25 protein-coding genes are annotated in these 24,054 nt (G+C 67.5%); 10 read left to right on the top strand and 15 right to left on the bottom strand.

Translation table 11 applies throughout. The annotated features are described in order from the left end of the window. Window positions 1-3: 3 nt before the first annotated feature. The 4 genes from thiL (at window position 4) to ribA (ending at window position 2,871) form a co-directional block, all read left to right on the top strand. Window positions 4-960, top strand: a complete 957-nt coding sequence (gene thiL / locus QE444_RS04995) for a thiamine-phosphate kinase (RefSeq protein WP_309737460.1) — start codon at window positions 4-6, stop codon at window positions 958-960. A 22-nt stretch (window positions 961-982) separates the two neighbouring features. Further along, window positions 983-1,492: a phosphatidylglycerophosphatase A gene (locus QE444_RS05000; RefSeq protein ID WP_280309642.1), complete on the top strand. Its 510-nt coding sequence runs from the start codon at window positions 983-985 to the stop codon at window positions 1,490-1,492. A 27-nt stretch (window positions 1,493-1,519) separates the two neighbouring features. Next, a complete protein-coding gene (locus QE444_RS05005; RefSeq protein WP_187980965.1) occupies window positions 1,520-2,152 on the top strand; it encodes a TIGR02281 family clan AA aspartic protease in 633 nt (210 codons plus the stop codon). Between the two features lie 95 nt (window positions 2,153-2,247). After that, entirely contained in the window at window positions 2,248-2,871 is a 624-nt protein-coding gene (gene ribA / locus QE444_RS05010; protein WP_273861315.1) for a GTP cyclohydrolase II, read from the top strand. 32 nt (window positions 2,872-2,903) lie between these two features. On the opposite strand, the gene dxs is transcribed toward ribA, so the two are convergent. From dxs to QE444_RS05025, 3 genes are all read right to left on the bottom strand, one after another. Next, window positions 2,904-4,841, bottom strand: coding sequence for a 1-deoxy-D-xylulose-5-phosphate synthase (gene dxs / locus QE444_RS05015; protein WP_285389752.1), 1,938 nt, complete (start codon window positions 4,839-4,841; stop codon window positions 2,904-2,906). 151 nt (window positions 4,842-4,992) lie between these two features. Further along, window positions 4,993-5,871, bottom strand: coding sequence for a polyprenyl synthetase family protein (locus tag QE444_RS05020; protein WP_133860582.1), 879 nt, complete (start codon window positions 5,869-5,871; stop codon window positions 4,993-4,995). Then, window positions 5,868-6,110, bottom strand: a complete 243-nt coding sequence (locus QE444_RS05025) for an exodeoxyribonuclease VII small subunit (protein WP_064308488.1) — start codon at window positions 6,108-6,110, stop codon at window positions 5,868-5,870. The genes QE444_RS05020 and QE444_RS05025 overlap by 4 nt, the downstream gene beginning before the upstream one ends. Window positions 6,111-6,373: 263 nt before the next feature. Here QE444_RS05025 and ilvA point away from each other — a divergent pair, with 263 nt between their 5' ends. Then, window positions 6,374-7,915, top strand: a complete 1,542-nt coding sequence (gene ilvA, locus QE444_RS05030; RefSeq protein ID WP_309737461.1) for a threonine ammonia-lyase, biosynthetic — start codon at window positions 6,374-6,376, stop codon at window positions 7,913-7,915. 244 nt (window positions 7,916-8,159) lie between these two features. On the opposite strand, the gene QE444_RS05035 is transcribed toward ilvA, so the two are convergent. The 6 genes from QE444_RS05035 to QE444_RS05060 all read right to left on the bottom strand — a co-directional run bounded on the left by QE444_RS05035 (window position 8,160) and on the right by QE444_RS05060 (window position 14,724). Then, the gene (locus QE444_RS05035) at window positions 8,160-9,221 is read right to left on the bottom strand and encodes a DUF748 domain-containing protein (RefSeq protein ID WP_187980971.1); all 1,062 of its coding nucleotides are present in this window, start codon (window positions 9,219-9,221) and stop codon (window positions 8,160-8,162) included. A 454-nt stretch (window positions 9,222-9,675) separates the two neighbouring features. Continuing rightward, complete coding sequence (gene ppa / locus QE444_RS05040; protein WP_007161198.1) at window positions 9,676-10,203, bottom strand: inorganic diphosphatase; 528 nt, start codon at window positions 10,201-10,203, stop codon at window positions 9,676-9,678. Between the two features lie 51 nt (window positions 10,204-10,254). Beyond that, complete coding sequence (locus QE444_RS05045; RefSeq protein WP_309737463.1) at window positions 10,255-11,091, bottom strand: zinc-dependent peptidase; 837 nt, start codon at window positions 11,089-11,091, stop codon at window positions 10,255-10,257. 4 nt (window positions 11,092-11,095) lie between these two features. After that, complete coding sequence (locus QE444_RS05050) at window positions 11,096-11,743, bottom strand: DedA family protein (RefSeq protein WP_133862356.1); 648 nt, start codon at window positions 11,741-11,743, stop codon at window positions 11,096-11,098. A gap of 175 nt (window positions 11,744-11,918) precedes the next feature. Next, window positions 11,919-12,950 (bottom strand): alcohol dehydrogenase AdhP, encoded by a 1,032-nt coding sequence (adhP, locus tag QE444_RS05055; RefSeq protein WP_187980973.1) that lies wholly within the window; start codon window positions 12,948-12,950, stop codon window positions 11,919-11,921. A gap of 253 nt (window positions 12,951-13,203) precedes the next feature. Further along, complete coding sequence (locus QE444_RS05060; protein ID WP_309737465.1) at window positions 13,204-14,724, bottom strand: aldehyde dehydrogenase family protein; 1,521 nt, start codon at window positions 14,722-14,724, stop codon at window positions 13,204-13,206. Between the two features lie 248 nt (window positions 14,725-14,972). Here QE444_RS05060 and QE444_RS05065 point away from each other — a divergent pair, with 248 nt between their 5' ends. Then, window positions 14,973-16,865 (top strand): sigma-54-dependent Fis family transcriptional regulator, encoded by a 1,893-nt coding sequence (locus QE444_RS05065; protein WP_309737466.1) that lies wholly within the window; start codon window positions 14,973-14,975, stop codon window positions 16,863-16,865. Window positions 16,866-17,050: 185 nt separating this feature from the next. Here QE444_RS05065 and QE444_RS05070 read toward each other — a convergent pair whose 3' ends face one another. Together QE444_RS05070 and QE444_RS05075 are read right to left on the bottom strand one after the other, a co-directional pair. Beyond that, window positions 17,051-18,211, bottom strand: coding sequence for a C4-dicarboxylate ABC transporter (locus tag QE444_RS05070; protein WP_309737467.1), 1,161 nt, complete (start codon window positions 18,209-18,211; stop codon window positions 17,051-17,053). 130 nt (window positions 18,212-18,341) lie between these two features. Then, on the bottom strand, window positions 18,342-18,716 hold the full coding sequence (locus QE444_RS05075; RefSeq protein WP_208695053.1) for a hypothetical protein: 375 nt from the start codon (window positions 18,714-18,716) through the stop codon (window positions 18,342-18,344). A gap of 208 nt (window positions 18,717-18,924) precedes the next feature. Between QE444_RS05075 and mpl the strand changes: the two genes are divergently transcribed. Genes mpl through QE444_RS05090 form a run of 3 tightly spaced genes read left to right on the top strand, consistent with a single transcriptional unit; the run spans window position 18,925 to window position 21,201 of the window. Beyond that, the gene (gene mpl / locus QE444_RS05080; protein WP_309737468.1) at window positions 18,925-20,280 is read left to right on the top strand and encodes a UDP-N-acetylmuramate:L-alanyl-gamma-D-glutamyl-meso-diaminopimelate ligase; all 1,356 of its coding nucleotides are present in this window, start codon (window positions 18,925-18,927) and stop codon (window positions 20,278-20,280) included. Then, window positions 20,280-20,912 (top strand): flavin prenyltransferase UbiX, encoded by a 633-nt coding sequence (gene ubiX / locus QE444_RS05085; RefSeq protein WP_007161189.1) that lies wholly within the window; start codon window positions 20,280-20,282, stop codon window positions 20,910-20,912. The genes mpl and ubiX overlap by 1 nt, the downstream gene beginning before the upstream one ends. Further along, window positions 20,905-21,201 carry a YceK/YidQ family lipoprotein gene (locus QE444_RS05090; RefSeq protein ID WP_187980979.1) on the top strand — a complete coding sequence of 99 codons (297 nt, stop codon included), beginning with the start codon at window positions 20,905-20,907 and terminating at the stop codon, window positions 21,199-21,201. The genes ubiX and QE444_RS05090 overlap by 8 nt, the downstream gene beginning before the upstream one ends. On the opposite strand, the gene QE444_RS05095 is transcribed toward QE444_RS05090, so the two are convergent. After that, window positions 21,198-22,601 carry a PLP-dependent aminotransferase family protein gene (locus tag QE444_RS05095; protein ID WP_309737469.1) on the bottom strand — a complete coding sequence of 468 codons (1,404 nt, stop codon included), beginning with the start codon at window positions 22,599-22,601 and terminating at the stop codon, window positions 21,198-21,200. The two genes, QE444_RS05090 and QE444_RS05095, sit on opposite strands and share 4 nt — an antisense overlap. A gap of 145 nt (window positions 22,602-22,746) precedes the next feature. Here QE444_RS05095 and QE444_RS05100 point away from each other — a divergent pair, with 145 nt between their 5' ends. Continuing rightward, window positions 22,747-22,875, top strand: coding sequence for a hypothetical protein (locus QE444_RS05100; RefSeq protein WP_007161186.1), 129 nt, complete (start codon window positions 22,747-22,749; stop codon window positions 22,873-22,875). Here the strand turns inward: QE444_RS05100 and QE444_RS05105 are convergent. The 3 genes from QE444_RS05105 to QE444_RS05115 are packed head-to-tail and all read right to left on the bottom strand — an operon-like array spanning window position 22,863 to window position 24,017. Beyond that, window positions 22,863-23,339 carry a YbaK/EbsC family protein gene (locus QE444_RS05105; protein ID WP_309737471.1) on the bottom strand — a complete coding sequence of 159 codons (477 nt, stop codon included), beginning with the start codon at window positions 23,337-23,339 and terminating at the stop codon, window positions 22,863-22,865. The genes QE444_RS05100 and QE444_RS05105 overlap by 13 nt on opposite strands. 40 nt (window positions 23,340-23,379) lie before the next feature. Then, a complete protein-coding gene (locus tag QE444_RS05110; RefSeq protein WP_309737472.1) occupies window positions 23,380-23,793 on the bottom strand; it encodes a type II toxin-antitoxin system VapC family toxin in 414 nt (137 codons plus the stop codon). Continuing rightward, window positions 23,793-24,017, bottom strand: a complete 225-nt coding sequence (locus QE444_RS05115) for an antitoxin (RefSeq protein WP_133862345.1) — start codon at window positions 24,015-24,017, stop codon at window positions 23,793-23,795. The genes QE444_RS05110 and QE444_RS05115 overlap by 1 nt, the downstream gene beginning before the upstream one ends. Window positions 24,018-24,054: the final 37 nt, after the last annotated feature.

The following is a 24,054-nucleotide window of genomic DNA, read 5'->3' on the forward strand; positions in this document are numbered from 1 at the left end:
GGCATGGGTGAATTCGAACTCATCCGTCGCTATTTCGCCGCGGCGCCCTGCGCTCGCGGCGGTCCCGGCGTGGCGCTGGGCATCGGCGATGACTGCGCGCTGCTGGCACCCGCTCCCGGTGAGCAACTGGCGGTCTCCACAGACACCCTGACCGCCGGGGTGCATTTCCCCGATCCCTGCCCGGATGCCCATGGCCTCGGCCAGCGTGCCCTGGCAGTGAGCGCCAGCGACCTGGCCGCCATGGGCGCCGCGCCCCTGGGTTTCACCCTGGCGTTGACCCTGCCGTCCGTCGAGCCCGCCTGGCTGGAAGGCCTGGCGGCAGGCCTCGCGCAGATGGCCGAACAGTGCGAGCTGCGCCTGGTCGGTGGTGACACCACTCGCGGTCCGCTGTCCCTCACCCTCACGGTCTTCGGCCAGGTGCCGGCCGGCCAGGCGCTGCTGCGCAGCGGTGCCCACCCGGGCGATCTGCTGTGCCTGGGCGGTGCGCCGGGTGAGGCGGGCGGGGCCTTGCCCTTCGTCCTCGGTCAGCGTGCAGCGGAGGACGCCGCCAGTCGGCACCTGCTGGCGCGCTACTGGGCACCCCAGCCGCAATTCGAGCTCGGCCTCTGGCTGCGCGGGCGGGCGACGGCGGCCCAGGACGTTTCCGACGGCCTGGTCGCCGATTGCGGCCACATCGCCGCCGCCTCCGGCGTCCGCCTGGTCGTGGAGACGGCGCGGCTGCCGGTGAGTCCTGCGCTGACCGAACTCTTCCCCGCCGACGAGGTGCTGCGCCTGGCCCTGGGCGCCGGCGACGACTACCTGCTGGTCTTCACCCTGCCGCCCGAGCAGGCGCCGGCCCTGGCCGCCGCCTGGCCCCAGGCACAGGTGATCGGGCGGGTCGAGACGGGTAGCGGCGTCCAGGTGCTCGCCGCCGACGGTCAGCCGCTGACGCCGATACACACCGGTTTCCAACATTTCTAGCGCCCTGACGCGGAGTCCATCCTTGAGCGAACAGCAAGCCCCCGCCCAGCCGGTCCCCCTGTCGGTCTGGCGCGATCCCTGGCACTTCCTGGCCTTTGGCCTGGGTTCCGGCACCCTGCCCAAGGCGCCCGGCACCTGGGGGTCACTGATCGCCTTGCCCTTCGTGCCGCTCTGGCAGTTGCTCAGCGGCTGGAGCTATCCGCTGCTGCTGGTGCTGCTCTCCGTGTTCGGCTGCTGGCTGTGCGGCAAGGTCGCCCGGGAGCTGGGCGTGCACGACCACGAGGGCATCGTCTGGGACGAGATGGTCGGCATCTGGATCACCTTCTGGCTGGCGCCTCCGGGCTTGATCTGGCTGCTGGTGGGTTTCGTCGCCTTCCGCGTGCTGGACATCTGCAAGCCCTGGCCAATCCGCTGGCTGGATGTCAATGTCCGCGGCGGCGTCGGCATCATGGTCGACGATGTACTGGCCGGCATCCTCGCCTGGCTGGTGGTTCAGGGATTACACATCGGTTGGGGTCATCTCGTCGGCTGACGAGACGCAGGCCCAAGGAGCAGGGCAGTGAAGAGACTGGGCGCGTGCGGCCTCATCTGGGCCGTCGGTACGCTCGCCTGGGCGCAACCCCAGGTCAGGGTCGTGGGGTTGTTCAATGGCGCCGCGGTGGTCAACGTCAATGGCCAGCGCAAATTGCTGCGAGTCGGCCAGCGCCTGGACGACGTCGAGGTGGTCAGCGCCGATCCCCAGCAGGCGGTGCTGCGTATCGACGGCCGGACCCAGACCTTTGCCCTCGACCGCGAATACAGCGACGGCTACAGCGCTCCGCAGCGCCGAGAATTCAGCGTGCCGCGCAGCAACAACGGTCATTACCAGGTCACCGCCAACGTCAATGGCCGTCCGGTGTCGCTGCTGGTGGACACCGGCGCCACCAGTGTCGCCCTGAGTGGCGCCCAGGCCGATCAGCTGGGCATCAGCTATCGCGACGGCACCCCGGGCTGGGTGGAAACCGCCAGCGGTCATGCCCGCGCCTGGCGCACCACGCTCAAGCAGGTGCGCCTGGGTGATATCGAGGTGGTCGGGGTGGACGCCATGGTCCTGGAGGGCAACTATCCCAGCCAGGGCCTGCTGGGCATGAGTTTCCTCAATCGCGTGGGCTGGCGGGAGGCCCAGGGCATCTTCTACGTGCAGGCACGCTGATAGATCAGCGGGTATCGACGTCATAACCCCTGGCGATGACGCCGGGCCCGGGGAAAAGGTTACAATGTACGTCTTTCCCCGCCAGGAGCCCGCAGGTGTCCGTCGTCTTTGTCGCCGCCTCCCAATTGCCCACCCCCTTCGGCCTGTTCACCATGCACGGTTTCCTCGACGAGACCGATGGCAAGGAGCATGTCGCCCTGACCTTCGGTGACGTGGCCGATGGCGAGCCGGTGCTGGGCCGCCTGCATTCCGAGTGCCTGACCGGCGACGCGCTGTTCAGCCTGAGATGCGACTGCGGCTTCCAGCTGGAGGCGGCGCTGCGCGCCATCGCCGAAGCCGGTCGTGGCGTGCTGCTCTATCTGCGTCAGGAAGGGCGTGGCATCGGCCTGCTCAACAAGATCCGCGCCTATGAGCTGCAGGATGCCGGGGCCGATACCGTGGAAGCCAACGAGCGCCTGGGCTTCGGCGCCGACCAGCGCACCTATGCGCTGTGCAAGCCGATGCTCGACCACCTGGGGGTCACCTCGCTGCGCCTGATGACCAACAATCCGCGCAAGGTGAAGGCACTCGAGGTCCTGGGTATCCCGGTCGCCGAGCGAGTGCCGCTGCAGGAAGGGCTCAATCCGCACAACCGCCGCTATCTGCTGACCAAGGCCGGCAAGCTCGGGCATATGCTCGGCAATCTGCATCAGAACGAAGACGTGGAAAAGGCGCCCTAGGGCGCCTTTTTTCATCTCAGCCTGGCTGCCGCTCAGGCTTCCTTGCGCAGACCGGTCGGCGCTGCCGCAAGGTCCGGGAGGGCCAGGCGCTCGCGGACCGCGCGCTCAATGCCGGCTTCATCAAGGCCGCACTCGGCCAGCATGTCGGCCGGCTTGGCGTGTTCGATGTAGCTGTCCGGCAGGCCCAGGTTGAGCACGGGCTGGACCAGGGCACTGGCCTGCAGGAATTCGTTGACCGCACTGCCGGCGCCGCCCATGACGCTGTTTTCCTCGACGGTGACCAGCAGATCGTGGTCCGCGGCGAACTGGCGGATCAGGGCCTCGTCCAGCGGCTTGACGAATCTCATGTCGGCCACGCTGGCGTCCAGGCGCTCGGCGACCTGCAGGGCCTCGGCCAGTTGCACGCCAAACACCAGGAAGCCGACCTTGGGGCCGCTCTTCAGGCCGCTCTGGCGACGCACCACGCCCTTGCCGATGGGCAGGGGTTCCAGGCCCGGATCGAGGGCGGCGTTGGGACCGCTGCCGCGCGGGTAGCGCACCGCGGCGGGGCCCTGGTGGCGATAGCCGGTGGTGAGCAGGCGGCGCAGCTCGTTTTCGTCGCTGGGCGCCATGATCACCATGCCGGGGATGCAGCGCAGGTAGGACAGATCGAAGCTGCCGGCGTGGGTCGGGCCGTCTTCGCCGACCAGGCCGGCGCGGTCGATGGCGAAGAGCACGTCCAGGTTCTGCACCGCCACGTCGTGGATCAGCTGGTCGTAGCCGCGCTGCAGGAAGGTGGAATAGATGGCCACCACCGGCTTCATGCCATCGCAGGCCAGGCCCGCGGCCAGGGTCACCGCGTGCTGCTCGGCGATGGCCACGTCGAAGTAGCGCTCGGGATAGCGTTCGGCGAAGCGGATCAGGTCGGAGCCTTCCTTCATCGCCGGGGTGATGCCCACCAGCTTGGTATCGGCGGCGGCCATGTCGCACAGCCAGTCGCCGAAGATGTTGGAGTACTTGGGCGCGCCCGGGCGCTTGGGCTTGGCGTCCAGCGGCTCCAGCTTGGTGATGGCGTGGTAGCTGATGGGATCGGCCTCGGCGATGGACAGGCCCTTGCCCTTGCGGGTGATGACGTGGAGGAACTGCGGACCCTTGGCATCGCGCAGGTTGCGCAGGGTGGTGACCAGGGTCGGCAGGTCGTGGCCGTCGATGGGGCCGATGTAGTTCCAGCCCAGCTCCTCGAACAGGGTGCCGGGTACCAGCATGCCCTTGGCGGCCTCTTCGGTGCGGCGGGCGATTTCCCAGGCGCCGGGCAGCTTGGACAGGGCCTTCTTGCCGTTCTCGCGCAGGTGCTGGTAGGTACGGCTGGAAAGCAGCCGCGCCAGGTAGTTGGACAGGCCACCGACGTTGCGCGAGATGGACATGTCGTTGTCGTTGAGTACCACCAGCATGTTGGCGCCGGTGTCCGAGGCGTGGTTGAGCGCCTCGAAGGCCATGCCGGCGGTCAGGGCGCCGTCGCCGATCACCGCGACCGACTTGCGCTCGAGCCCCTGCAGCTGGGCGGCGATGGCCATGCCCAGGGCGGCGCCGATGGAGGTGCTGGAGTGACCGACGCCAAAGGTGTCGTACTCGCTCTCGCTGCGGCGCGGGAAGGCGGCCAGGCCGTCCTTCTGGCGCAGGCTGGCCATGCCTTCGCGACGGCCGGTGAGAATCTTGTGCGGATAGGCCTGGTGGCCGACATCCCACACCAGCCGGTCTTCCGGGGTGTTGAAGACGTAGTGCAGGGCCACGGTCAGTTCGATGACACCCAGGCCGGCGCCGAAGTGACCGCCGGTCTGGCCCACGGTCCACAGGAGAAAGGCGCGCAGTTCGTCGGCGACGGCTTCCAGCTCGGCGTCACCGAGCTGGCGCAGCTGGACCGGCGAGTCGATGCGGTCGAGCAGGGGCGTCGCGGGACGCTGGCGGGGAATCTCGTGAAACGTCTTGGGCATCTGGCTGATCACTTTGCGCAGAGAATTAGGCAGTTTACCCGATGCCCGCGTGGCATCCCAACAGCGGGCAGGGCGTCTTGTTATGCCCCTGTGACAACGGACCCGGGGGCAAATGCGGCCCGGGGCACGAGTTTTTCCGCCGGAGGCGCGTCTAGCTACGTCGTTCCACGATGTAGCGGGCCAGGGCGCGCAGGGGTTCGGCCGGAGTGCCAAGCGGCTCGATGGCGGCCAGGGCGGTGTCGCGCAGCTCCAGGGCATAGGCCTTGGCGGCGTCCAGGCCGAGCAGCGCCGGGTAGGTCGGTTTGTCGCGGGCGAGATCGGCGCCCTGGCGTTTGCCCAGGGTCTGGGTATCGCTTTCGATGTCGAGCACGTCGTCCCAGACCTGGAAGGCCAGGCCGATGGCCTCGGCATAACGGGCCAAGGCGTCGCGCTCGGCGGCACCGGCGGCTTCGCTGGCCAGAGCGCCGAGTTGCACGCTGGCGGCGATCAGGGCGCCGGTCTTGTGCAGGTGCATGGTCTCCAGCGCCGGCTGGTCGATGCGCCGGCCGACCGACTCCAGGTCGATGGCCTGGCCGCCGACCATGCCCGCCGGACCGCTGGCGCGCGCCAGTACCGCGATCATCTCCAGCCGCACCGCGGCAGCCTGGGGTGCCGTCAGCAGGGTCTCGAAGGCCAGGGTCTGCAGGCCGTCGCCGGCAAGGATGGCGCAGGCCTCGTCATAGGCCTTGTGGGTGGTGGGCCGGCCGCGGCGCAGGTCGTCATCGTCCATGGCCGGCAGGTCGTCGTGGACCAGGGAATAGGCGTGGATCAGCTCCACCGCGCAGGCGGCCTGGTCGGCGCGCGCCGGATCGCCACCCAGGGCTTCGCAGGCGGCATAGACCAGCAACGGCCGTACCCGCTTGCCGCCACCCATGACGCTGTAGGCCATGGCGGCATAGAGCCGGGCGAGTTCGGCGCGGGGGGCGGTGAAGAGCGGGGCGAGGGCGGTATCGACGCGGGTCTGGCAGCGTTGCTGGTAGGCCTCGATCATGCGTCGTCCCCGACCGGGGCGAAGGGGGCGGCGGTGAGTTCGCCGTCCTTTTCCAGCAGGATCTGCACCTTCTGCTCGGCCTGGGCCAAGGCGCCCTGGCATTCGCGGGTCAGGCGGATGCCCTGTTCGAAGGCGCCGAGGGAGTCCTCCAGGGACAGCTCGCCGCTCTCCAGGCGTTCCACCAGGGTCTGCAGTTCGGCCAGGGATTGTTCGAAGTCGGGAGCTTTCTTGCGGGCCATCGGGATTCTCGGCAGAGGCGATCGGGTCGCGGGAAGTGGGCAACAGGTCGGCCATTGTGCCACAGCCATCGGCGCCGCTTGACGCCGTGCCCGGCCAGGCCCTAGGGTAGCGCTCATGAACACGCGCAGCCGCCAACGCCCCAGCATTATTACCGCCATTACCTGATGGCGGGACAGCGTTAGCTGCGCAACCAGACCCGCCCAAGAGGCGGGTTTGTACTTTCTGACTCCTGGGCCCCGACGAAACACCCCAGGAGCCCGCCATGACCGTCCAGGAACCCGCCACCGATCTCTTGCAGCGCTATGCCCGCAAGATCCTCGAAGCCCCCGTCTACGACGTGGCGATCGAAACGCCCCTGCAACCGGCGCGGGCGCTGTCCGAGCGGCTGGGCTGCCAGGTGCTGCTCAAGCGCGAAGACCTGCAGCCGGTGTTTTCCTTCAAGATCCGCGGCGCCTACACCAAGCTGGCCAGCCTCTCGGCCAGTGAGAAGGCCCGCGGGGTGATCACCGCCAGCGCCGGCAACCACGCCCAGGGCCTGTCCCTGGCGGCCCGCGAGCTGGGCGTGCGGGCGATCATCGTCATGCCGCGCACCACCCCCGAGCTCAAGGTCATCGGCGTGCAATCGCGCGGTGGCGAGGTGGTGCTGCACGGCGACGCCTTTCCCGAGGCCCTGGCCGAGGCCTTGCGCCTGGTCGAGGAGCAGGGCTACACCTTCGTGCCGCCCTATGACGATCCGGACGTCATCGCCGGCCAGGGCACCGTGGCCATGGAGATCCTGCGCCAGCATCCGGGGCGGCTCGATGCCATCTTCGTCCCGGTGGGCGGGGGTGGCCTGATCGCCGGCATCGCCGCCTATGTGAAATACCTGCGGCCCGAGATCAGGGTCATCGGCGTCGAACCGGACGACTCCAACTGCCTGCAGCAGGCCATGGCGGCTGGCGAGCGAGTGGTCTTGCCGCGAGTCGGGCTATTCGCCGATGGCGTGGCCGTGGCCCAGATCGGCCACCATACCTTCGAGATCTGCCGGCGTTATGTCGATGAAGTCATTACCGTCAGCTCGGACGAGATCTGCGCGGCGATCAAGGACATCTACGACGACACCCGCTCCATCACCGAGCCCTCGGGCGCCCTGGGCGTGGCCGGGATCAAGAAGTACGCCGAGCGCGCGGGCTCCGGCGGCCAGGTGCTGGTGGCCATCGATTCCGGTGCCAACATCAACTTCGACCGCCTGCGCCATGTGGCCGAGCGCGCCGAGCTGGGTGAGCAGCGCGAAGCCATCATCGCCGTGACCATCCCCGAGCGGCCGGGCAGCTTCCGGGCCTTCTGCGAAGCCCTGGGCCGGCGGCAGATCACCGAATTCAACTACCGCTACCACACCGGCGAAGAAGCCCATATCTTCGTCGGCGTCCAGACCCATCCGCAGCGCGATCCGCGCGAGGCGCTGCTGCAGGGGCTGCGCGACCAGGGTTTCCCGGTGCTGGACCTGACCGACAACGAACTGGCCAAGCTGCATATCCGCCACACCGTGGGTGGCCATGCCGCCCGGGTCGGCCAGGAGCAGGTGTTCCGTTTCGAATTTCCCGAGCGCCCCGGCGCGCTGTTCGACTTCCTCGAAAAGCTGGGCGGACGCTGGAACATCAGCATGTTCCACTACCGCAACCACGGCGCGGCGGACGGCCGGGTGTTCGCCGGGCTGGAAGCCAGCCAGGCCGAACGGCCGGAGCTGCTGGCGACGCTGGATGCCATCGGCTATCGCTACTGGGACGAGACCGAGAATCCGGCGTATCGATTGTTTATCAGGTGAGGGAAGTGTTGGGCTTCGCTGCGCTCAGCGCCAACCTACGGGGCATACGAGTAGGGTGGATAACGGCGCAGCCTTGTCCACCGTTGGTACCCGTGTGAGCTAGTGGAAAACGCTACGCGGTTTTCCACGCTACGGAATCCAATCGCCCCCCTCTCCCGCTGGGAGAGGGCTGGGGTGAGGGTGGCCAAACGCCAAAAATTAAGCTGTCGGGCTTCGCTGTGTTCAGCGCCAACCTACGAGAACTTCAATCCGCGTCATAGCGGGCGCTGAAGGCCCGTACGAAGGCATTGCGCAGGATATTGAAGAAGGCCTGCAGCGGGCTGATGTCCTGGTTCTTCACACTGCCGGACAGGTCGACCCGGGTGGCGAACTGGTCGCGGCGCTGATTCTTGAGCAGGGTCTGGGCGGTGCCGACCACGGCTTCCCAGGCGCTTTCCAGGGCGTTCTTGTTGCGATTCTCGACGTCCTGCTGCCAGTCGAAGATGTCGACGTTCTTCATCAGGGGTTTGACGTAGCCGCTGAGCTGGCCATCCACCGCCCTCGCTTCCACCACCACGTCGCCGCTGCCGGCGCGGAAATCGAACTTGCCGTAGGCACGGGCGAAGTCGTTGAGCTTGGGCAGGTCGATGTCGGTCACCCGCAGACGGAAGTCGAAGTCGGTGAAGTTCTTGAAGGGATCGAAACGGGCGCTGGCTTCCAGCGGCGCGCTGCCGAGCACGGCGGCCTTGCCTTCGAAGTGGGCGATGCGTTCGCCCTGGGCGTCGGCGGCGTTGGTCAGGTTGTAGAGGCTGGCGTTGACGTCGGTGGCCGCCAGATTCACCTGGGGCTTGGAGTTGAAGTTGCGAAAGGTCACCCGCCCATTGACCACTCGCACCTCGTCGAGGGTGATGGAGATCAGCTTGTCGACCTGATCCTGCCAGTCGGTGCCTGCACCGGTCTGCGACTGTTCCTTGCGCGTCCCGCCGTCGACGAAGTTGAGTTCGGGTCGATCGAAGACAAGGCGCCCTACGATGGCATGGTCCCGCCACAGCGAACGCCAGCTCACCGCGATGTCGATGCTGGGCGCCTTGAGAAAGGGCACCGGTACCTTGCCGTTGACCTTGACGATCTCCAGCCCCTCGATGCGATAGGCGCCGCGCCACCAGGCCAGGTCCACGTCGGTGATCTGGCCACGATAGTCGCCCATGTCCGCCAGCCTGTCGTTGAGGTAGTGGCGGATCAGCAGCGGTGCGGCCAGGTGCAGGCACAGCAGAAGGACGACCAGGCCGATGAGGAGGTAAAGCGGCAGACGCAGACGACGGGACATGACGGCGACTCGGGGCGGACTCGTCTCCGGTCGACCCTGAGTAACGGCCCTGAGTTTCTCGTGAGTTTGCCTGGCGGCCCGACGCAGGGCGCCGACATGGGCGAAAGGCTCTGCCTGGGCGGCTGGCATCCGTACCGGTCGTCGCTCCGCTGCGCCTGTTATGCGCTACTCGAACGGCAGGCGCAAAAAAGCCGGCTTGTGGCCGGCTTTAGAGGGCGGGTTGAGCTGATTTTTGGTGAGCCCGGCCCGCCCGGGTTGCCCTTGCCGGGCAGATGAGAAAGAGGCCTGGGGCCTCCGGCGGCGATCGGCAGATGGCGGATCGGCGCAGGGTCGCGGATGGCGACGAGGGGTGCAGGGTAGTCGCTTTGCCGCCGGATAGGAAGCCCGGTGTGCCCGGTGTGACGTCCGGAAACAGAAAAGCCCGGCGAGCCGGGCTTTTCGAAAGGCGCGTGGATCAGCCCTTGTAGGCGGCCACGGCCTTGGTGATCTCGGCGCGGGCGGCGTCGGCGTCGCCCCAGCCTTCGACCTTGACCCACTTGCCCTTCTCCAGATCCTTGTAGTTCTCGAAGAAGTGCTTGATCTGCTCCAGCAGCAGGGCCGGCAGGTCGGTGTATTCCTTCACGTCCTTGTACAGGACGCTCAGCTTGTCGTGGGGGACGGCGATCAGCTTGGCGTCACCGCCGGCTTCGTCGGTCATGTGCAGCACGCCGACCGGACGGGCGCGGATCACGGCGCCGGGAGCGACCGGGTAGGGGGTCACGACCAGCACGTCGAGGGGATCGCCATCGTCGGCCAGGGTGTTGGGGATGTAGCCGTAGTTGGCCGGGTAGAACATGGGGGTGGCCATGAAACGGTCGACGAAGAGGGCGTCGCTGTCCTTGTCGATCTCGTACTTGATCGGCGCGTGGTTGGCCGGAATCTCGATGGCGACGTAGATGTCGTTCGGCAGGTCTTTGCCGGCGGGAATCTTGCTGTAGCTCATGAACGGGTCCCTCTGGTCGGTTGGGAAAAGTGGCCGGGAGTATAGGCGCTTTCAGATCGGGGTTCGAGCCTCGGACCCCGGGGGTGTCGGCTGTTGCACGCTCGCCAGGCTCGCGGCGAGACGGCTGCGCGGGTCCTGGCGGAACAACTGCTGCAGCTGTCCGTAGACGGCCGGATAGTGTTCGCCGAGCAGGTCGGGCGCGCTGAAGAAATACTCGCAGGCGACAGCGAAGAATTCCTCGGGGCTTTCTGCCGCATAGGGGTCGAGGACAGTCTGCGCATCCGGATCGGCGTCGAGCTGGCGATTGAGGTCGTCATAGGCGCCTTGCAGGGCGCCGGTCCAGGCGGCCTGGGGCATGCCTTCGTGCAGTGGCGGCTGGCCGTTGCACAGACCGCCGGCGAGCAGATCGAGGAGGTGGGCGAATTCGTGGATGACCAGGTTGTAGGCCTCCCAGCCACCACTGGCCTGGATGCCGGGCCAGGCCAGCACCACCTGGCCGCGATCCCAGGCTTCGCCGTCGCGTTCCTCGTCCCACTCGTGTTCCAGGCCACCTTCGTCGCGATGGCGCTGCGGGCTGACGAAGGCGTCTGGGTAGACGACGATCTCGCGGACATTGGGATAGAGCGCCGCTTCCGGCAGGTGCAGCAGCGGCAGCAGGGCCTGGGCGGCCAGCAGCAGGCGATCGCCGTCATCCAGTTCCAGGCCCTGGAGCAGGGTCAGGCGCTTCTCGGCGAGAAACAGCACGCAGTGCTCGCGCAGCCAGGTGTCCTCCGCGGCACTCAGGCCATCGAGGATCGGCAGGCGCTGACGCAGGCGTGCCCAGAGCTCGTCGGCGATGGCGACCCGCTCCAGAAGGCGCCGTTCGCGCCAGGCGCGCCAGAAACCCAAGGACTCAGACTCCGCTCTGGACCGCGGCGCGCCGGCTCTTGATCAGGCCGAGGATCATCGGCAGCAGGGAGATGCCGATGATGGCCAGCACCATCAGGGTGAGATTCTGCTTGATGAAGGGCACGTTGCCGAAGAAGTAGCCCAGGCTCACCAGGCCGCCGACCCAGAGCAGCGAGCCGAGCACGCTGTAGGCGAGGAAGTAGGGATAGTGCATGCGGCCCACGCCGGCGACGAAGGGGGCGAAGGTGCGGATGATGGGCAGGAAGCGCGCCAGGGTGATGGTCTTGCCGCCGTGGTGCTCGTAGAAGGCCTGGGTGCGCAGCAGGTAGTCGCGGCGGAAGATCTTGGAATGGGGGTTGCTGAACAGCTTGTCGCCGGCGAAGCGGCCGATCAGGTAGTTGGTGCTGTCGCCCGCCACCGCGGCGAACATCAGCAGGCCGGCGAGCAGATAGGGGTCCATGTCGCCAAGGGCGGAGAGGGCGCCGGCGATGAACAGCAGGGAGTCGCCGGGCAGGAAGGGCATGACCACCAGACCCGTCTCGCAGAAGATCACGGCGAAGAGAATGACGTAGATCCAGGTGCCGTACTGGGCTACCAACCCGCTGAGATAGACGTCGAGGTGCAGGATCAGATCGATCGGGTTGAATTCCATGGAGCGTGCCTACCGTAGTTGCGAGGGTCCGGCGGCGATTATAAGGGCAGCCGGGGCCAGCGTTTGTGGCCTGGTCGAGATCGGCGCCGGGAAAAAACGCCAGCCGCTCAGAGGTCAGGGTAGGCGAAAGGTTCACTCCCGCGCCGGGACCGACGCGGGAGTGGCGCGCTGGTTCTCAGCCCAGCGCCATGTCGATCACCACCCGACCCTCGATACCGCCGCCGTGCATGCGGGCGAAGATGTCGTTGATGTTCTCCAGCGGCTCGGCGCTCACCGTGGCCTTGACCTTGCCTTCGCCGGCGAAGTCCAGCGCCTCCTGCAGGTCCAGGCGGGTGCCGACGATGGAGCCACGCACCGTGGTGCCGTTGAGCACCATGTCGAAGATCGACAGCGGGAAGTCACCCGGCGGCAGGCCGTTGAGGGCGATGGTGCCGCCGCGGCGGGTCATGCCGATGGCCTGCTCGAAGGCCTTGGGCGACACCGCCGTGACCAAGGCGCCATGGGCACCGCCGATCTCCTTCTTCAGGTAGGCCGCCGGGTCCTGCTCGCGGGCGTTGACGGTGACCTCGGCGCCCAGGCGGCGGGCGAGGTCGAGCTTCCGGTCGTCCACGTCCACCGCCGCCACGTTCAGGCCCATGGCTCGGGCGTACTGCACCGCCATGTGGCCGAGGCCGCCGATGCCGGAGATCACCACCCAGTTGCCCGGGCGGGTGTCGGTCATCTTCAGGCCCTTGTAGACGGTGACCCCGGCGCAGAGGATGGGCGCGATCTCGACGAAGCCGACGTTGTCCGGCAGGCGGCCGACGTAGCCGGCATCGGCCAGGGTGTATTCGGCGAAGCCGCCGTTCACCGAATAGCCGGTGTTCTGCTGGGATTCGCAGAGGGTCTCCCAACCGCCCAGGCAATGCTCGCAATGACCGCAGGTGGAATACAGCCAGGGCACCCCGACCCGGTCGCCTTCCTTGACATGGGTGACCCCGGCGCCCACCGCCACCACATGGCCGACGCCTTCGTGACCGGGGATGAAGGGCGGATTGGGCTTGACCGGCCAATCGCCCTGGGCGGCATGCAGATCGGTGTGGCAGACGCCGCTGGCGGCGATCTTGACCAGTACCTGGCCGGCACCCGGGGTGGGCACCTCGACTTCGCGGAATTCCAGGGGTTTGCCAAAGGCGGTGACGACAGCGGCTTTCATTGTTTTAGGCATGACGAGTCCCTCATGGAGGCATGATGCGTGGATGAAGCCAGACGGGGCCTGCGCCGGGACGCACCTGTCCACCACGGGCGGCCGCTGCGTCTAGCCTCGGCCACCCACGGGGCGGGGGTGTTTATCCAGGTCAGGCGGGAAGCGCGCCTCGACGTCCTGCTGAGGCGCGCGATCCAGGCGTCGTCTTCGCGGAGCGACCTTGACCCCGGGGTAGCGCCAGTGGCGGCCGCACCCCGAGGTCTACAGGCTGCCTCTAGAAGAAGCCCAGCGGATTGATGTCGTAGCTGACCAGCAGGTTCTTGGTCTGCTGGTAGTGGTCGAGCATCATCTTGTGGGTTTCACGGCCGACGCCGGATTTCTTGTAGCCGCCGAAGGCGGCGTGGGCGGGATAGAGGTGGTAGCAGTTGGTCCAGACGCGGCCGGCCTTGATGCCGCGGCCCATGCGGTAGGCGCGGTTGATGTCGCGGGTCCAGACGCCCGCGCCGAGGCCGAACTCGGTGTCGTTGGCGATGGCCAGGGCCTCGGCTTCGTCCTTGAAGGTGGTGACGCCGATCACCGGGCCGAAGATCTCTTCCTGGAAGACGCGCATCTTGTTGTGGCCCTTGAGCAGGGTAGGCTGAATGTAATAGCCGCTGGCCAGATCACCCTGCAGTTTCTCGACGTTGCCGCCGGTGAGGAATTCGGCGCCTTCCTGACGGGCGATCTCCAGGTAGGAGACGATCTTCTCGAATTGCTGCTGGGAGGCCTGGGCACCGACCATGGTGTCGGTGTCCAGCGGATCGCCGCGCTTGATCTGGGCGATCTTCTTCATCACCGCTTCCATGAAGGGGGCGTAGATGGATTCCTGCACCAGGGCGCGCGAGGGGCAGGTACAGACCTCGCCCTGGTTGAAGAAGCCCAGTACTAGACCCTCGGCGGCCTTCTCGATGAAGCTCGGCTCGGCCTGCATGATGTCTTCGAAGTAGATGTTGGGCGACTTGCCGCCCAGCTCCACGGTGCTGGGAATGATGTTCTTGGCCGCGCAGGAGAGGATGTGCGAGCCCACCGGGGTCGAGCCGGTGAAGGCGATCTTGGCGATGCGGGTGCTGGTGGCCAGGGCCTCGCCGGCTTCCTTGCCATAGCCCTGCACCACGTTGAGCACGCCGGGCGGCAGCAGGTCGCCGACCATCTCGACGAACAGGGTGATGGACAGCGGGGTCTGCTCGGCGGGCTTGAGCACCACGCAGTTGCCGGCGGCCAGCGCCGGGGCCAGCTTCCAGGCGGCCATCAGCAGCGGGAAGTTCCAGGGGATGATCTGGCCGACCACGCCCAGCGGCTCGTGGAAATGGTAGCTGGCGGTGTTGTCGTTGATCTCGGCGGCGCTGCCTTCCTGGGCGCGGATGCAGCCGGCGAAGTAGCGGAAGTGATCGGCGGCCAGGGGCACGTCGGCGTTGAGCGTCTCGCGCACCGCCTTGCCGTTGTCCCAGGTCTCGGCGACGGCCAGTTTTTCCAGATTCTGTTCGATGCGGTCGGCGATCTTGAGCAGGATCAGCGAGCGGTCCTGCACCGAGGTGCGGCCCCAGGCATCGGCGGCGGCATGGGCGGCGTCCAGGGCGCGTTCGATGTCGGCGGCGTCGGAGCGGGGGAATTCACCGATCACCGAGCCGTTCACCGGGGAGGTGTTGGTGAAGTACTGGCCTTTCACCGGGGCGACGAATTCGCCGCCGATGTAGTTGCCGTAGCGGGCCTGCAGGGTCAGCAGGGCGTCTTGAGTGCCGGGAGCTGCGTAGCGCATGGTGGGTCTCCTGTTTGTTCTTGTAGGAAGAGCGGCGCTCCGATCCTGAGCAAGGCGCGGGCCAAGTCGGGCGAACCCGCATGGTTGCGGCCTTGCAGTCTTTTCCGGGGAAAGCCGCCAGATGCCACTGTGACAGAGCTGTCACCCCTTGGCGTGACAGCTTGTCACCTGGGGGTGACAGAGTGCCCAGTCCGCCCGATTTGGCCTATGCTGGAGGCCGCGCAGACGCCCCGCGGAGGACAACGACAATGGCCGCTACCCCGTCCGATCGTCATGCCAGCCAGGTGCTCGAACTCGCCCGCGGCGCCGTCCTCGACGGCCCGGCCAGCGATCCGGCCATCGCCCGCTCCTGGCGGCGCTGTCTCGACGAACACCAGCTGGACCCGGCCGCGCCGGTAGCACCCTGGGTGCTGGAGCGCGCCCGCTTCGACGAGCACCGCCAGCGCCAGCAGCGGGTGCTGCAGATCGCTCGTGGGCAGATGAATTCCCTGCACCAGCAACTGGGCGGCGCCGGCCATGCCGTGCTGCTCACCGATGCCCGCGGGCTGATCCTCGATTGCGTCACCGCCGACGCCGAGCGCGCAACCTTCCAGCAGGCCGGCCTGTGGCTGGGCGCCGACTGGAGCGAGGCCTGCGAGGGCACCAACGGCATCGGCACCTGCGTGGTGGAGCGCCAGGCGCTGACCATCCACCGCGACGAACACTTTCGCAGTCGCCATACCCAGCTGACCTGCTCGGCCAGTCCGGTCTTCGATCCGGCCGGCGAGCTGCTGGCGGTGCTGGACGTCTCCAGCGCCCGCCAGGACGCCTCGCGCCAGGGTCAGTTCCATACCATGGCGCTGGTCAATCTCTCGGCCAAGCTGATCGAGAGCTGCTATTTCCTCGACCGCTACGCCAATGGCTATCTGCTGCGCTTCCATGCCCAGGCGGCCTATGTCGGCCTGCTCAGCGAGGGCCTGCTGGCCTTTGATGAAGAGGGGCGGATCAACGCCGCCAACGAGACCGCGCTGATGCTGCTGGGGCTGGCGCGCAGTGCGGTGCTGGGGCAGCGGATGGAAAGCCTGTTCGAGTTGCGGCAGGACGAGCTGCTGGAGCGCGCCCGCCCGCAACCCAGCGCCTGTTGGGCGTTGCGTGGCCGCCAGGGCCAGGGCTTCCACGGCCTGGTACGCGGTCCTCAGGTACGACCGGTTACCCCGGTGGCGGTGCCCAAGGCGCCCCTGCCCAGCGGCATCTGCCTGGCCGATCCGGCCCTGGCACGGGATTTCACCCGGGCGCTCAAGGTGCTGGAGCGTGACGTGCCGGTGCTGCTGCACGGCGAGACCGGCACCGGCAAGGAAGCCTTCGCCAGCGCCCTGCACCGCGCCAGCAGTCGCGCCGGCCAGGCGTTCGTCGCCCTCAATTGCGCGGCCATCCCGGAAACCCTGATCGAAAGCGAGCTGTTCGGCTATCGCGGCGGCAGCTTCACCGGAGCGCGCAAGGAAGGCATGGCCGGCAAGTTGCAGCAGGCCGATGGCGGCATCCTCTTTCTCGACGAGATCGGCGACATGCCGCTGGCGCTGCAGACCCGGCTGCTCAGAGTGCTGGAAGAGCGCCAGGTGGTCCCGCTCGGCGGCGGAGCGCCGCGCGCTCTGGACCTGCGCCTGGTGAGCGCCAGTCACCGGGATCTGGAGGCCCTGGTGGCGGCCGGCAGCTTTCGCGAAGACCTCTACTATCGCCTGCGCGGCCTGGTGGTGACCCTGCCGGCGCTGCGCGAGCGCAGTGACCGTGGCGAACTGCTCGATCAGCTGCTGGCCGAAGAGGCCCGCGGCGAGGCGATCGACCTCGATCCGGCCGCGCGTGCCTGCCTGCTGGCGCACCCCTGGCCGGGCAATGTCCGCCAGTTGCGTACCGTGCTGCGCACCCTGGTGGCCCTGAGCGAAGATGGCCAGATCGGCCTGGACGAGCTACCCGCCGACTGCCGTGGCGCCCGGCTGCCGCTGCCGTCCAGCGCGGTGCCGGTCGACAGCGCCCGCGAGGAACTGCGTGCGGTGCTGGACGACTGCCACTGGCAGATGACCCGCGCCGCCAAGCGCCTGGGGGTGAGTCGCAACACCCTCTATCGCTGGCTGCACCAGCACGGCCTGCAGCGCCCCCAGGACTAAGAGCCTGTTCAAAGTCTGCTGCGCGTCGGCCAAACGGCGTTGAAAATGGCCTGGAAGGCCAGCCCCGTCGGAATGCTCATTTACTCTTTGTAAACTCGAGCGCGAGTTCGATCCGCTTCCTCAGCTATTTTCGCGGGGCCGCCTAGGCCTTGTTTGACTCTAGCTCGCGAGCCTTTGAGCAGGCTCTAGCGCACCTGCTTGCACAGGTGGGCGATGCAGGGCGAGACGAACAGACTGCCGCGGTAGGCGCCGGCCAGGGTGCGGCTGGCGACCAGGGTCCACAGCAGCGCCAGCAGCAGCACCAGCACGGCGCCCAGGCCAGTAAAGAAGGGCGCCGCCAGGGCGTCGCCCAGGCGCAGGGTGGTCAGGGCATAGACGCCCAGGGGAAAGGTGAAGCCCCACCAGCCCAGGTTGAAGGGCATGCCGTCCCGGGCCTGGCGCTGGGTCACCAGCACCGCCAGCGCCAGCCACCAGAGTCCCAGGCCCCAGAGCAGCAGCGCACCCAGCAGGCCCAGGCCCCGGGCGATCTCGCCAATACCGACCAGGCCATGGGCGGCGAACACCGCGGGCGCAGCGCTGCCCAGCACCAGTAGCCCCAGGGCGCCGGTGGCGATCGGGCCCAGCGCCAGCCAGCTCGACGCGGCCATGCTGGCCGGCGGCAGTTTGTGCAGTGCCAGGCGCAACAGCAGGATCACCAGCAGGCTGAGGGCGACCGGGACCGAATAGGCCCAGAGCACATAGCTGGCGACGAGCACGCTGAATTGCTCGCTGACCGCCAGATGCGGCACCAGCAGGCCACCACTGGCCGCCGCCACCTCCGCGGCCACCACCGGCAGCAGCCAGACGGCGGTCATCTGGTCGATGCGATGCGCCTGGCGGGTAAACATCAGATAGGGGATCAGCACTCCGCAAGCCAGCGCCATGGCCGCATCCAGCCACCAGAGGCCGAGCGCCAGGGGCACCACCGCCGCGCCCCAGCGCGGCAGGCCGAACAGCAGCAGGCCGTTGATCAGCGTGGCCAGGCCCATGGGGATGGTGCCGATGAACATCGAGACAGTGGCGTGGGCGAAGATTTCGCGGGCCTCGTCGAAGAACAGCAACCAGCGCGCGGCATAGAGCCCGGAGAACAGACAGAACAGCAGTACAGCGAGCAGCCAGAGGCCCTCGGCGAGGACGGGCAATCCAGGAAACCGCCAGGGACAGGCGGCCAGGGCAAGGGCCAGCACGCCGGTGCCCATGGTCACGGCGAACCAGTTGGGGGTGAACTGGCGGATGACCTCCAATGGGCGGTCGAGCTGGCTGAACGGTCTGAGTGCCTGCTCGGGGACAGCGGCGAAAAGCGGCATGGCAGGGCTCCTGAAAGGGAAGGCCTTCAGGCTAAGCCTGCTCGCTTATCATTAAAAATGAATGATTATGAAATATTAAACTATTTCATAGATAAGGCGCTGCCCGTGTTGGGCAGGCAGCGCCCGGGCATCAGGGCTTGGCCACGTGCCAGACCTGATTGACCCCATCACCACTGGTATCGCCCGGCTTGCTGTCCTTGACCCAGGTGTAGAGCGGCTTGCCCTGGTAGGCCCATTGCTGGCTGCCGTCGTCGCGGGTCACCAGGCTGTAGCCATCGGCGGCCTTGGCGCCTGCTTCGGCTGTCAGCGGTGGCCAGTTCTGGGCGCAGGGACCGTTGCAGGCGGACTTGCCCGCGCTGTCCTTGGCGAAGGTGTAGAGCGTCATGCCCTTGCCGTCGACGAGCACCTTGCCCAGGGCGGTGTCGGCGACCTTGGTCGGCGCGGCGGCCAGAGCCAGGCTGGCGAAGGAGAGGGTTGCAGCGGTGATCAGCAGGTGTTTCAGCATGGTCGACCTCTTGTGCTTGTTATCAGGGCGAACGGACCTACGGCGATGCGGGCATCCGGAAAGCCAGGGATGCCTTGCGCACTCTAGTCGAAATCCTGCCGGCCGGGGCGGGCGCAGCGCCGGGTTATCCGCGACGGCCATCGCTCCGGCGGCGCGGCACCCCGTGCTAACCTTGCCGCCGTTAATTCTGCAGCGGAGCCCGCCTGTCATGCACATCCACATCCTCGGTATCTGCGGCACCTTCATGGGGTCGCTCGCGGTGCTGGCCAAGGAAGCCGGCCATCGCGTGACCGGCTCCGATGCCAACGTCTATCCGCCCATGAGCACCCAGCTGGAGGCCCAGGGCATCGAGCTGACCCAGGGTTACGATCCGGCCCAGCTCGATCCGGCGCCGGACCTGGTGGTGATCGGCAACGCCCTGTCGCGCGGCAATCCGGCGGTGGAATACGTGCTGGACCAGGGGCTGCCCTATGTCTCCGGTCCCCAGTGGCTGGCCGAGCACGTCCTGCAGGGTCGCTGGGTGCTGGCGGTCGCCGGGACCCACGGCAAGACCACCACCACCAGCATGCTGGCCTGGGTGCTGGAGCACGCCGGCATGAGTCCGGGCTTTCTCATCGGCGGGGTACCGCAGAATTTCGGCATCTCGGCGCGCCTGGGTGGCACGCCCTTCTTCGTGGTGGAAGCCGACGAATACGACAGCGCCTTCTTCGACAAAAGATCCAAGTTCGTCCACTACCGGCCGCGGACCACCATCCTCAACAACCTGGAATACGATCACGCGGACATCTTCCCGGACCTGGCGGCCATCGAGCGGCAGTTCCACCATCTGGTGCGGACCATTCCCAGCAGCGGCCTGATCATCCACCCCACCGCCGAAACGGCCCTGGTGCGGGTGCTGCAGATGGGCTGCTGGACCCCGGTGCAGACCACCGGCGCAGGTGGTCAATGGCAGGCCCGCCTGCTGGCCGAGGACGGCTCGCGCTTCGAGGTGCTGTTCGACGGCGAGGTGCAGGGCACGGTGAACTGGAAACTGACCGGCCAGCACAACGTGGCCAATGCCCTGGCCACCCTGGCGGCGGCTCGTCATGTCGGGGTGGTGCCAAGCATGGGCGTCGCCGCCCTGAGCGAATTCCGTAGCGTGAAGCGGCGTATGGAGAAGGTCGCCGAGGTGCGTGGCGTGACCGTCTACGACGACTTCGCCCACCATCCCACCGCCATCGCCACCACCCTGGAGGGGCTGCGCGCCCGGGTCGGCAGCCAGCGGATCATCGCCGTCATCGAGCCGCGCTCCAATTCCATGAAACTGGGCGCCCACCGTGACGGCCTGCCGGACAGCGTCATCGGCGCCGACAGCGTCATCTGGTACGCCCCGCCGAATCTGGGCTGGGACCTGGCCGGAACGGCCGAGGCCTGCGCCGTACCGGCGGTGGTCTGCGATTCCCTGGACGCCATCATCACGCGGGTCCAGGCCGAGCTGGACGGACCCACCCACGTGGTGATCATGAGCAACGGCGGTTTCGGCGGACTGCACGGCAAGCTGGCCGCGGCCCTGGAGCAGGCATGATGGCCGGCCCGGAACGCATCACGCTGGCGCTGACCGGCGCCTCCGGCTCCCAGTACGGCCTGCGCCTGCTGGACTGCCTGGTGCAGGAGGAGCGCGAGGTGCACTTCCTCATCTCCAAGGCCGCGCAACTGGTGATGGCCACCGAGACCGACGTGGTGCTGCCACCCAAGCCCCAGGCCATGCAGGCCTTTCTCACCGAATACACCGGTGCGGCCCCTGGCCAGGTACGGGTATTCGGCCAGAGCGACTGGATGGCGCCGCCGGCGTCCGGTTCCAGCGCTCCGGCGGCCATGGTGGTCTGCCCCTGTTCCACCGGCACCCTCTCAGCCATCGCCACCGGCGCCAGCAACAACCTCATCGAGCGCGCCGCCGACGTGGCGCTCAAGGAGCGGCGACAGCTGATCCTGGTGCCGCGCGAGTCGCCGTTCTCCAGCATCCACCTGGAGAACATGCTCAAGCTGTCCAACCTGGGCGTGACCATCCTGCCGGCCTCGCCGGGCTTCTACCACCAGCCGCAGACCCTCGACGACCTGGTGGACTTCGTGGTGGCGCGCATCCTCAATACCCTGGGCATCCCCCAGGACATGCTGCCGCGCTGGGGCGAGCATCACCTGTCCGGCAACGATGACTAGGGCGGTGCGCCTCGGTCTGCTGCTGACGGCCATGCTGCTCCTCGGCGGCTGCGCCACGGCACGCACCCTGGACGCCGCCAAGCCCGGCGCGCCGGTGGTCTATGCCGGTACCCGGCTGGATCTCTATGCGCTGCAGGGCGGCTGCTGCGCCCAGGAGCGCTTCGGTGCCGAGGCGCCGGCCTGGCCGGTGCTGGACCTGCCCGCCAGCGCCCTGCTCGATACCCTGCTGCTGCCGTTGTCCCTGCCTGCCGCCATCGGTGGGCGGGGCAGTGTGCGTGGCGGCCTCTAGAACGCCTTCAGCAACTCGCCAAGCCTGGCCATGGCCGCCTCGCTGCGGGCGTCCCAGGGATGACCGCAATTGAGTCTGATGCAGTGGCGAAAGCCCTGTTGCGCGGAAAAGATCGGCCCCGGCGCCAGGCTGATGCCCTCGGCCAGGGCCTGGCGGTAGAGCGCCAGGCTGTCCACGCGCTCCGGCAGTTCGAACCAGAGAAAGTAGCCGCCCTGGGGCCGGCTGACGTGGGTGTCGGCGGGAAAATAACGCCGCGCCGCGGCCAGCATGGCCTGGCGCTGGCGGTCGAGACTCAGGCGCAGGCGACGCAGGTGGCGATCGTAGCCGCCATGCTGCAGATAGTCGGCCAGGGCGGCCTGGGCCGGCATCGAGGGGGTGATGGTGGTCATCAGTCGCAGCCGGGAGACGGCGCCTGCCTGGCGACCGGCGGCGATCCAGCCGATGCGATAGCCGGGCGCCAGGCATTTGGAAAAGGAGCCGCAGTGCAGCACCAGGCCTTCGCGGTCGAAGCGCTTGACCGGGCGGTGCGGTTCGCTGCCGCTGTAGAGCTCGGCATAGACGTCGTCTTCCAGTAGCGGCACCTGATGGCGTTGCAGCAGGCCATAGAGGCGCTGCTGGGCGCGGTCGTCGAGACTGACCCCGGTGGGATTCTGCAGGCCGCTCATGAACCAGCAGGCCTTGATCGGCAGGCGACTCAGGGCCTCTTCCAGGGCATCGAGATTGAGGCCGTGCTCGGGGTCCACCGGGATTTCCACCGCCTTGAGCTGCAGCCGCTCCAGCACCTGCAGGCTGGCGTAGAAGGCCGGACTTTCCACCGCGACCAGATCGCCGGGGCGGGTCAGACTCTGCAGGCCCAGGTTGAGCGCTTCCAGGGCGCCGTGGGTGATCACCAGTTCTTCGCCGACCTCGGGCATGCCGGCCAGGCCGTAGCGCCGGGCGATCTGCCGCCGCAGTTCGGGATGGCCGGGGGTGACGTAGGCGGTGAAGTCCTGGGCGGGCAGGTCGCGCAGGCCGTGGGCCATGCTGCGGGCCAGGCGCGCCAGGGGAAAGAGATCGGGGCTGGGAAAGGCCGAGCCGAAGGGCACGATGTCCGGGTCCTGCAGCGACTGCAGCACCGAATAGACCAGGTCGCTCACCGCGACTTCGGTGCCCTCCAGGGGCGCCAGCAGTGGCGCCGCGTCCCGCGCCCGGGCCGGTTCGCGGACGAAATAGCCGGATCGCTCGCGGGCCTCGATCAGCCCGCGACTCTCCAGCAGGTAATAGGCCTGGAACACCGTGGAGGGGCTGATTCCGTGGGTCTGGCTGGCGTTGCGCACCGACGGCAGCCGCTCGCCGGGGGCGAGGACGCCGCGGATCATCAGGGTGGCGAGCTGGTCGGCGAATCTTTCGTAGCGCTTCATGCAGGGCCAGGGCAGGGGAGACCGTCACTATAGCGAGCACGGCGCAATCTGATCCGGTTTTTCCTGTGTCTACCTGCTGCTGTAACGCGAGCGCCTTGGGGCCTAAGCTTTACCCATCCCTTTCTGGCATCCCTCGGAGGCAGCCATGGACGATGGTATCTTCATGATTCTCTTCAGCCTGCTCGCGCTCATCCTGCTCGGCGGCGGCTACTACGCTTGCGTGGTACTGAACAAGGACCGGCGCGACGTGGAAAAGAACGATCAGCTGCGCTGATCGCCCAGCGCGCAGACATCCACCCAGCGCGCCTCGCTGAGGGCGGCCAGCCGCTCCGGCGTGAGGCGCACGCAACTGTGGATGGCACCCGCGGCCGGTAGCACCTCGTCGAAGGCTTTCAGCGATTCGTCGCAATAGACCGGCAGCGGGGTGGTCAGGCCGAACGGGCAGACGCCACCCACCGGATGCCCGGTGAGGCCTTCCACGGTGTCAGCATCGAGCAGCTTGGCCTTGCCACCGAAGGCGGCCTTGAGCTTGCGGTTGTCCAGGCGTGCATCGCCGCGAGCCACCAGCAGCAACAGCTGTTCCCCAACTTTCAGTCCCAGGGTCTTGGCGATCCGCCCCGGTTCCACGCCGTGGGCGGCCGCGGCGAGGGTGACGGTCGCGGTACTGGTGGTGGCCTCGAGGATCTCGAGGTCGGGAGCGATGCGGGCGAGGTGCTGGCGGACGGAGTCGAGGCTCATGGGCGTTCCTTGTGTCTAGGTCAGAGCCGACCGTGCCGTTTCAATCGGCTGCTGTCCAGTTCTCGCAGGCCAGATCGGCGACCCGGCTGAATTCCCGCAGATTGTTGCTGACCAGGATCAGCGCCCTGGCGCGGGCATGGGCGGCGATCCACAGATCGTTGTTGCCGATGATCTTGCCCTGGCGCTCCAGCTCGGCGCGGATGGCGCCATAGTGTTCGGCGCATTCCGTATCCAGCTCCAGCACGGCGATCTGCTGGCGGAGCTGTTCCAGGATCGTCCGGGTGTGCTCGGGTTGCTGACTCTTGGCCGCGCCATGACAGAGCTCACCCCAGGTGATCGCAGACATCGCCAGTTCATCGCGACCATGCCGGGCGAAGCGCTCACGGACCTGCGGCGGATTGTGCTTGGCGATGTAGATGCAGATTTTGGTGTCGAGCAGGTAGCGAGCAGGCACTAGAACTCTTCCCGCGCCTGGGGTGGGCTGTCTTCCCGTTCCAGGGTCGCCAATGACAGCGCGGCCAGGGTGTCGAAGATATCGGCGGCATCTGGCCGCAATTCCCGCAGGACGATCTCGTCGCCGCGGCGGAAGATTTCCACCCGATCCGATTCGAAGCGAAATTCCTTGGGCAGGCGCAAGGCCTGGCTGTTACCGGACTTGAACACGCGGGCTTCGGCCATGGACGTCTCCTAGAGGCGTATATACGCAGGAGTATAT

Origin of the sequence: Pseudomonas sp. SORGH_AS_0199 (genome assembly GCF_031453735.1) — a bacterium.
GTDB classification, from domain to species: domain Bacteria; phylum Pseudomonadota; class Gammaproteobacteria; order Pseudomonadales; family Pseudomonadaceae; genus Chryseomonas; species Chryseomonas aestiva.

What these genes read in the sequence shown, in the direction of transcription:
- QE444_RS05050 (WP_133862356.1), bottom strand. Translation starts at nt 11,743, where the DNA reads ATGGAATTCAACCCGATCGATCTGATCCTGCACCTCGACGTCTATCTC.
- QE444_RS05090 (WP_187980979.1), top strand. Translation starts at nt 20,905, where the DNA reads ATGACTAGGGCGGTGCGCCTCGGTCTGCTGCTGACGGCCATGCTGCTC.
- ilvA (WP_309737461.1), top strand. Translation starts at nt 6,374, where the DNA reads ATGACCGTCCAGGAACCCGCCACCGATCTCTTGCAGCGCTATGCCCGC.
- QE444_RS05025 (WP_064308488.1), bottom strand. Translation starts at nt 6,110, where the DNA reads ATGGCCCGCAAGAAAGCTCCCGACTTCGAACAATCCCTGGCCGAACTG.
- QE444_RS05075 (WP_208695053.1), bottom strand. Translation starts at nt 18,716, where the DNA reads ATGCTGAAACACCTGCTGATCACCGCTGCAACCCTCTCCTTCGCCAGC.
- QE444_RS05020 (WP_133860582.1), bottom strand. Translation starts at nt 5,871, where the DNA reads ATGATCGAGGCCTACCAGCAACGCTGCCAGACCCGCGTCGATACCGCC.
- adhP (WP_187980973.1), bottom strand. Translation starts at nt 12,950, where the DNA reads ATGCCTAAAACAATGAAAGCCGCTGTCGTCACCGCCTTTGGCAAACCC.
- QE444_RS05035 (WP_187980971.1), bottom strand. Translation starts at nt 9,221, where the DNA reads ATGTCCCGTCGTCTGCGTCTGCCGCTTTACCTCCTCATCGGCCTGGTC.
- QE444_RS05070 (WP_309737467.1), bottom strand. Translation starts at nt 18,211, where the DNA reads ATGCCGCTTTTCGCCGCTGTCCCCGAGCAGGCACTCAGACCGTTCAGC.
- QE444_RS05060 (WP_309737465.1), bottom strand. Translation starts at nt 14,724, where the DNA reads ATGCGCTACGCAGCTCCCGGCACTCAAGACGCCCTGCTGACCCTGCAG.
- thiL (WP_309737460.1), top strand. Translation starts at nt 4, where the DNA reads ATGGGTGAATTCGAACTCATCCGTCGCTATTTCGCCGCGGCGCCCTGC.
- QE444_RS05065 (WP_309737466.1), top strand. Translation starts at nt 14,973, where the DNA reads ATGGCCGCTACCCCGTCCGATCGTCATGCCAGCCAGGTGCTCGAACTC.
- QE444_RS05095 (WP_309737469.1), bottom strand. Translation starts at nt 22,601, where the DNA reads ATGAAGCGCTACGAAAGATTCGCCGACCAGCTCGCCACCCTGATGATC.
- dxs (WP_285389752.1), bottom strand. Translation starts at nt 4,841, where the DNA reads ATGCCCAAGACGTTTCACGAGATTCCCCGCCAGCGTCCCGCGACGCCC.
- QE444_RS05105 (WP_309737471.1), bottom strand. Translation starts at nt 23,339, where the DNA reads ATGAGCCTCGACTCCGTCCGCCAGCACCTCGCCCGCATCGCTCCCGAC.
- QE444_RS05100 (WP_007161186.1), top strand. Translation starts at nt 22,747, where the DNA reads ATGGACGATGGTATCTTCATGATTCTCTTCAGCCTGCTCGCGCTCATC.
- ubiX (WP_007161189.1), top strand. Translation starts at nt 20,280, where the DNA reads ATGGCCGGCCCGGAACGCATCACGCTGGCGCTGACCGGCGCCTCCGGC.
- QE444_RS05115 (WP_133862345.1), bottom strand. Translation starts at nt 24,017, where the DNA reads ATGGCCGAAGCCCGCGTGTTCAAGTCCGGTAACAGCCAGGCCTTGCGC.
- mpl (WP_309737468.1), top strand. Translation starts at nt 18,925, where the DNA reads ATGCACATCCACATCCTCGGTATCTGCGGCACCTTCATGGGGTCGCTC.
- ppa (WP_007161198.1), bottom strand. Translation starts at nt 10,203, where the DNA reads ATGAGCTACAGCAAGATTCCCGCCGGCAAAGACCTGCCGAACGACATC.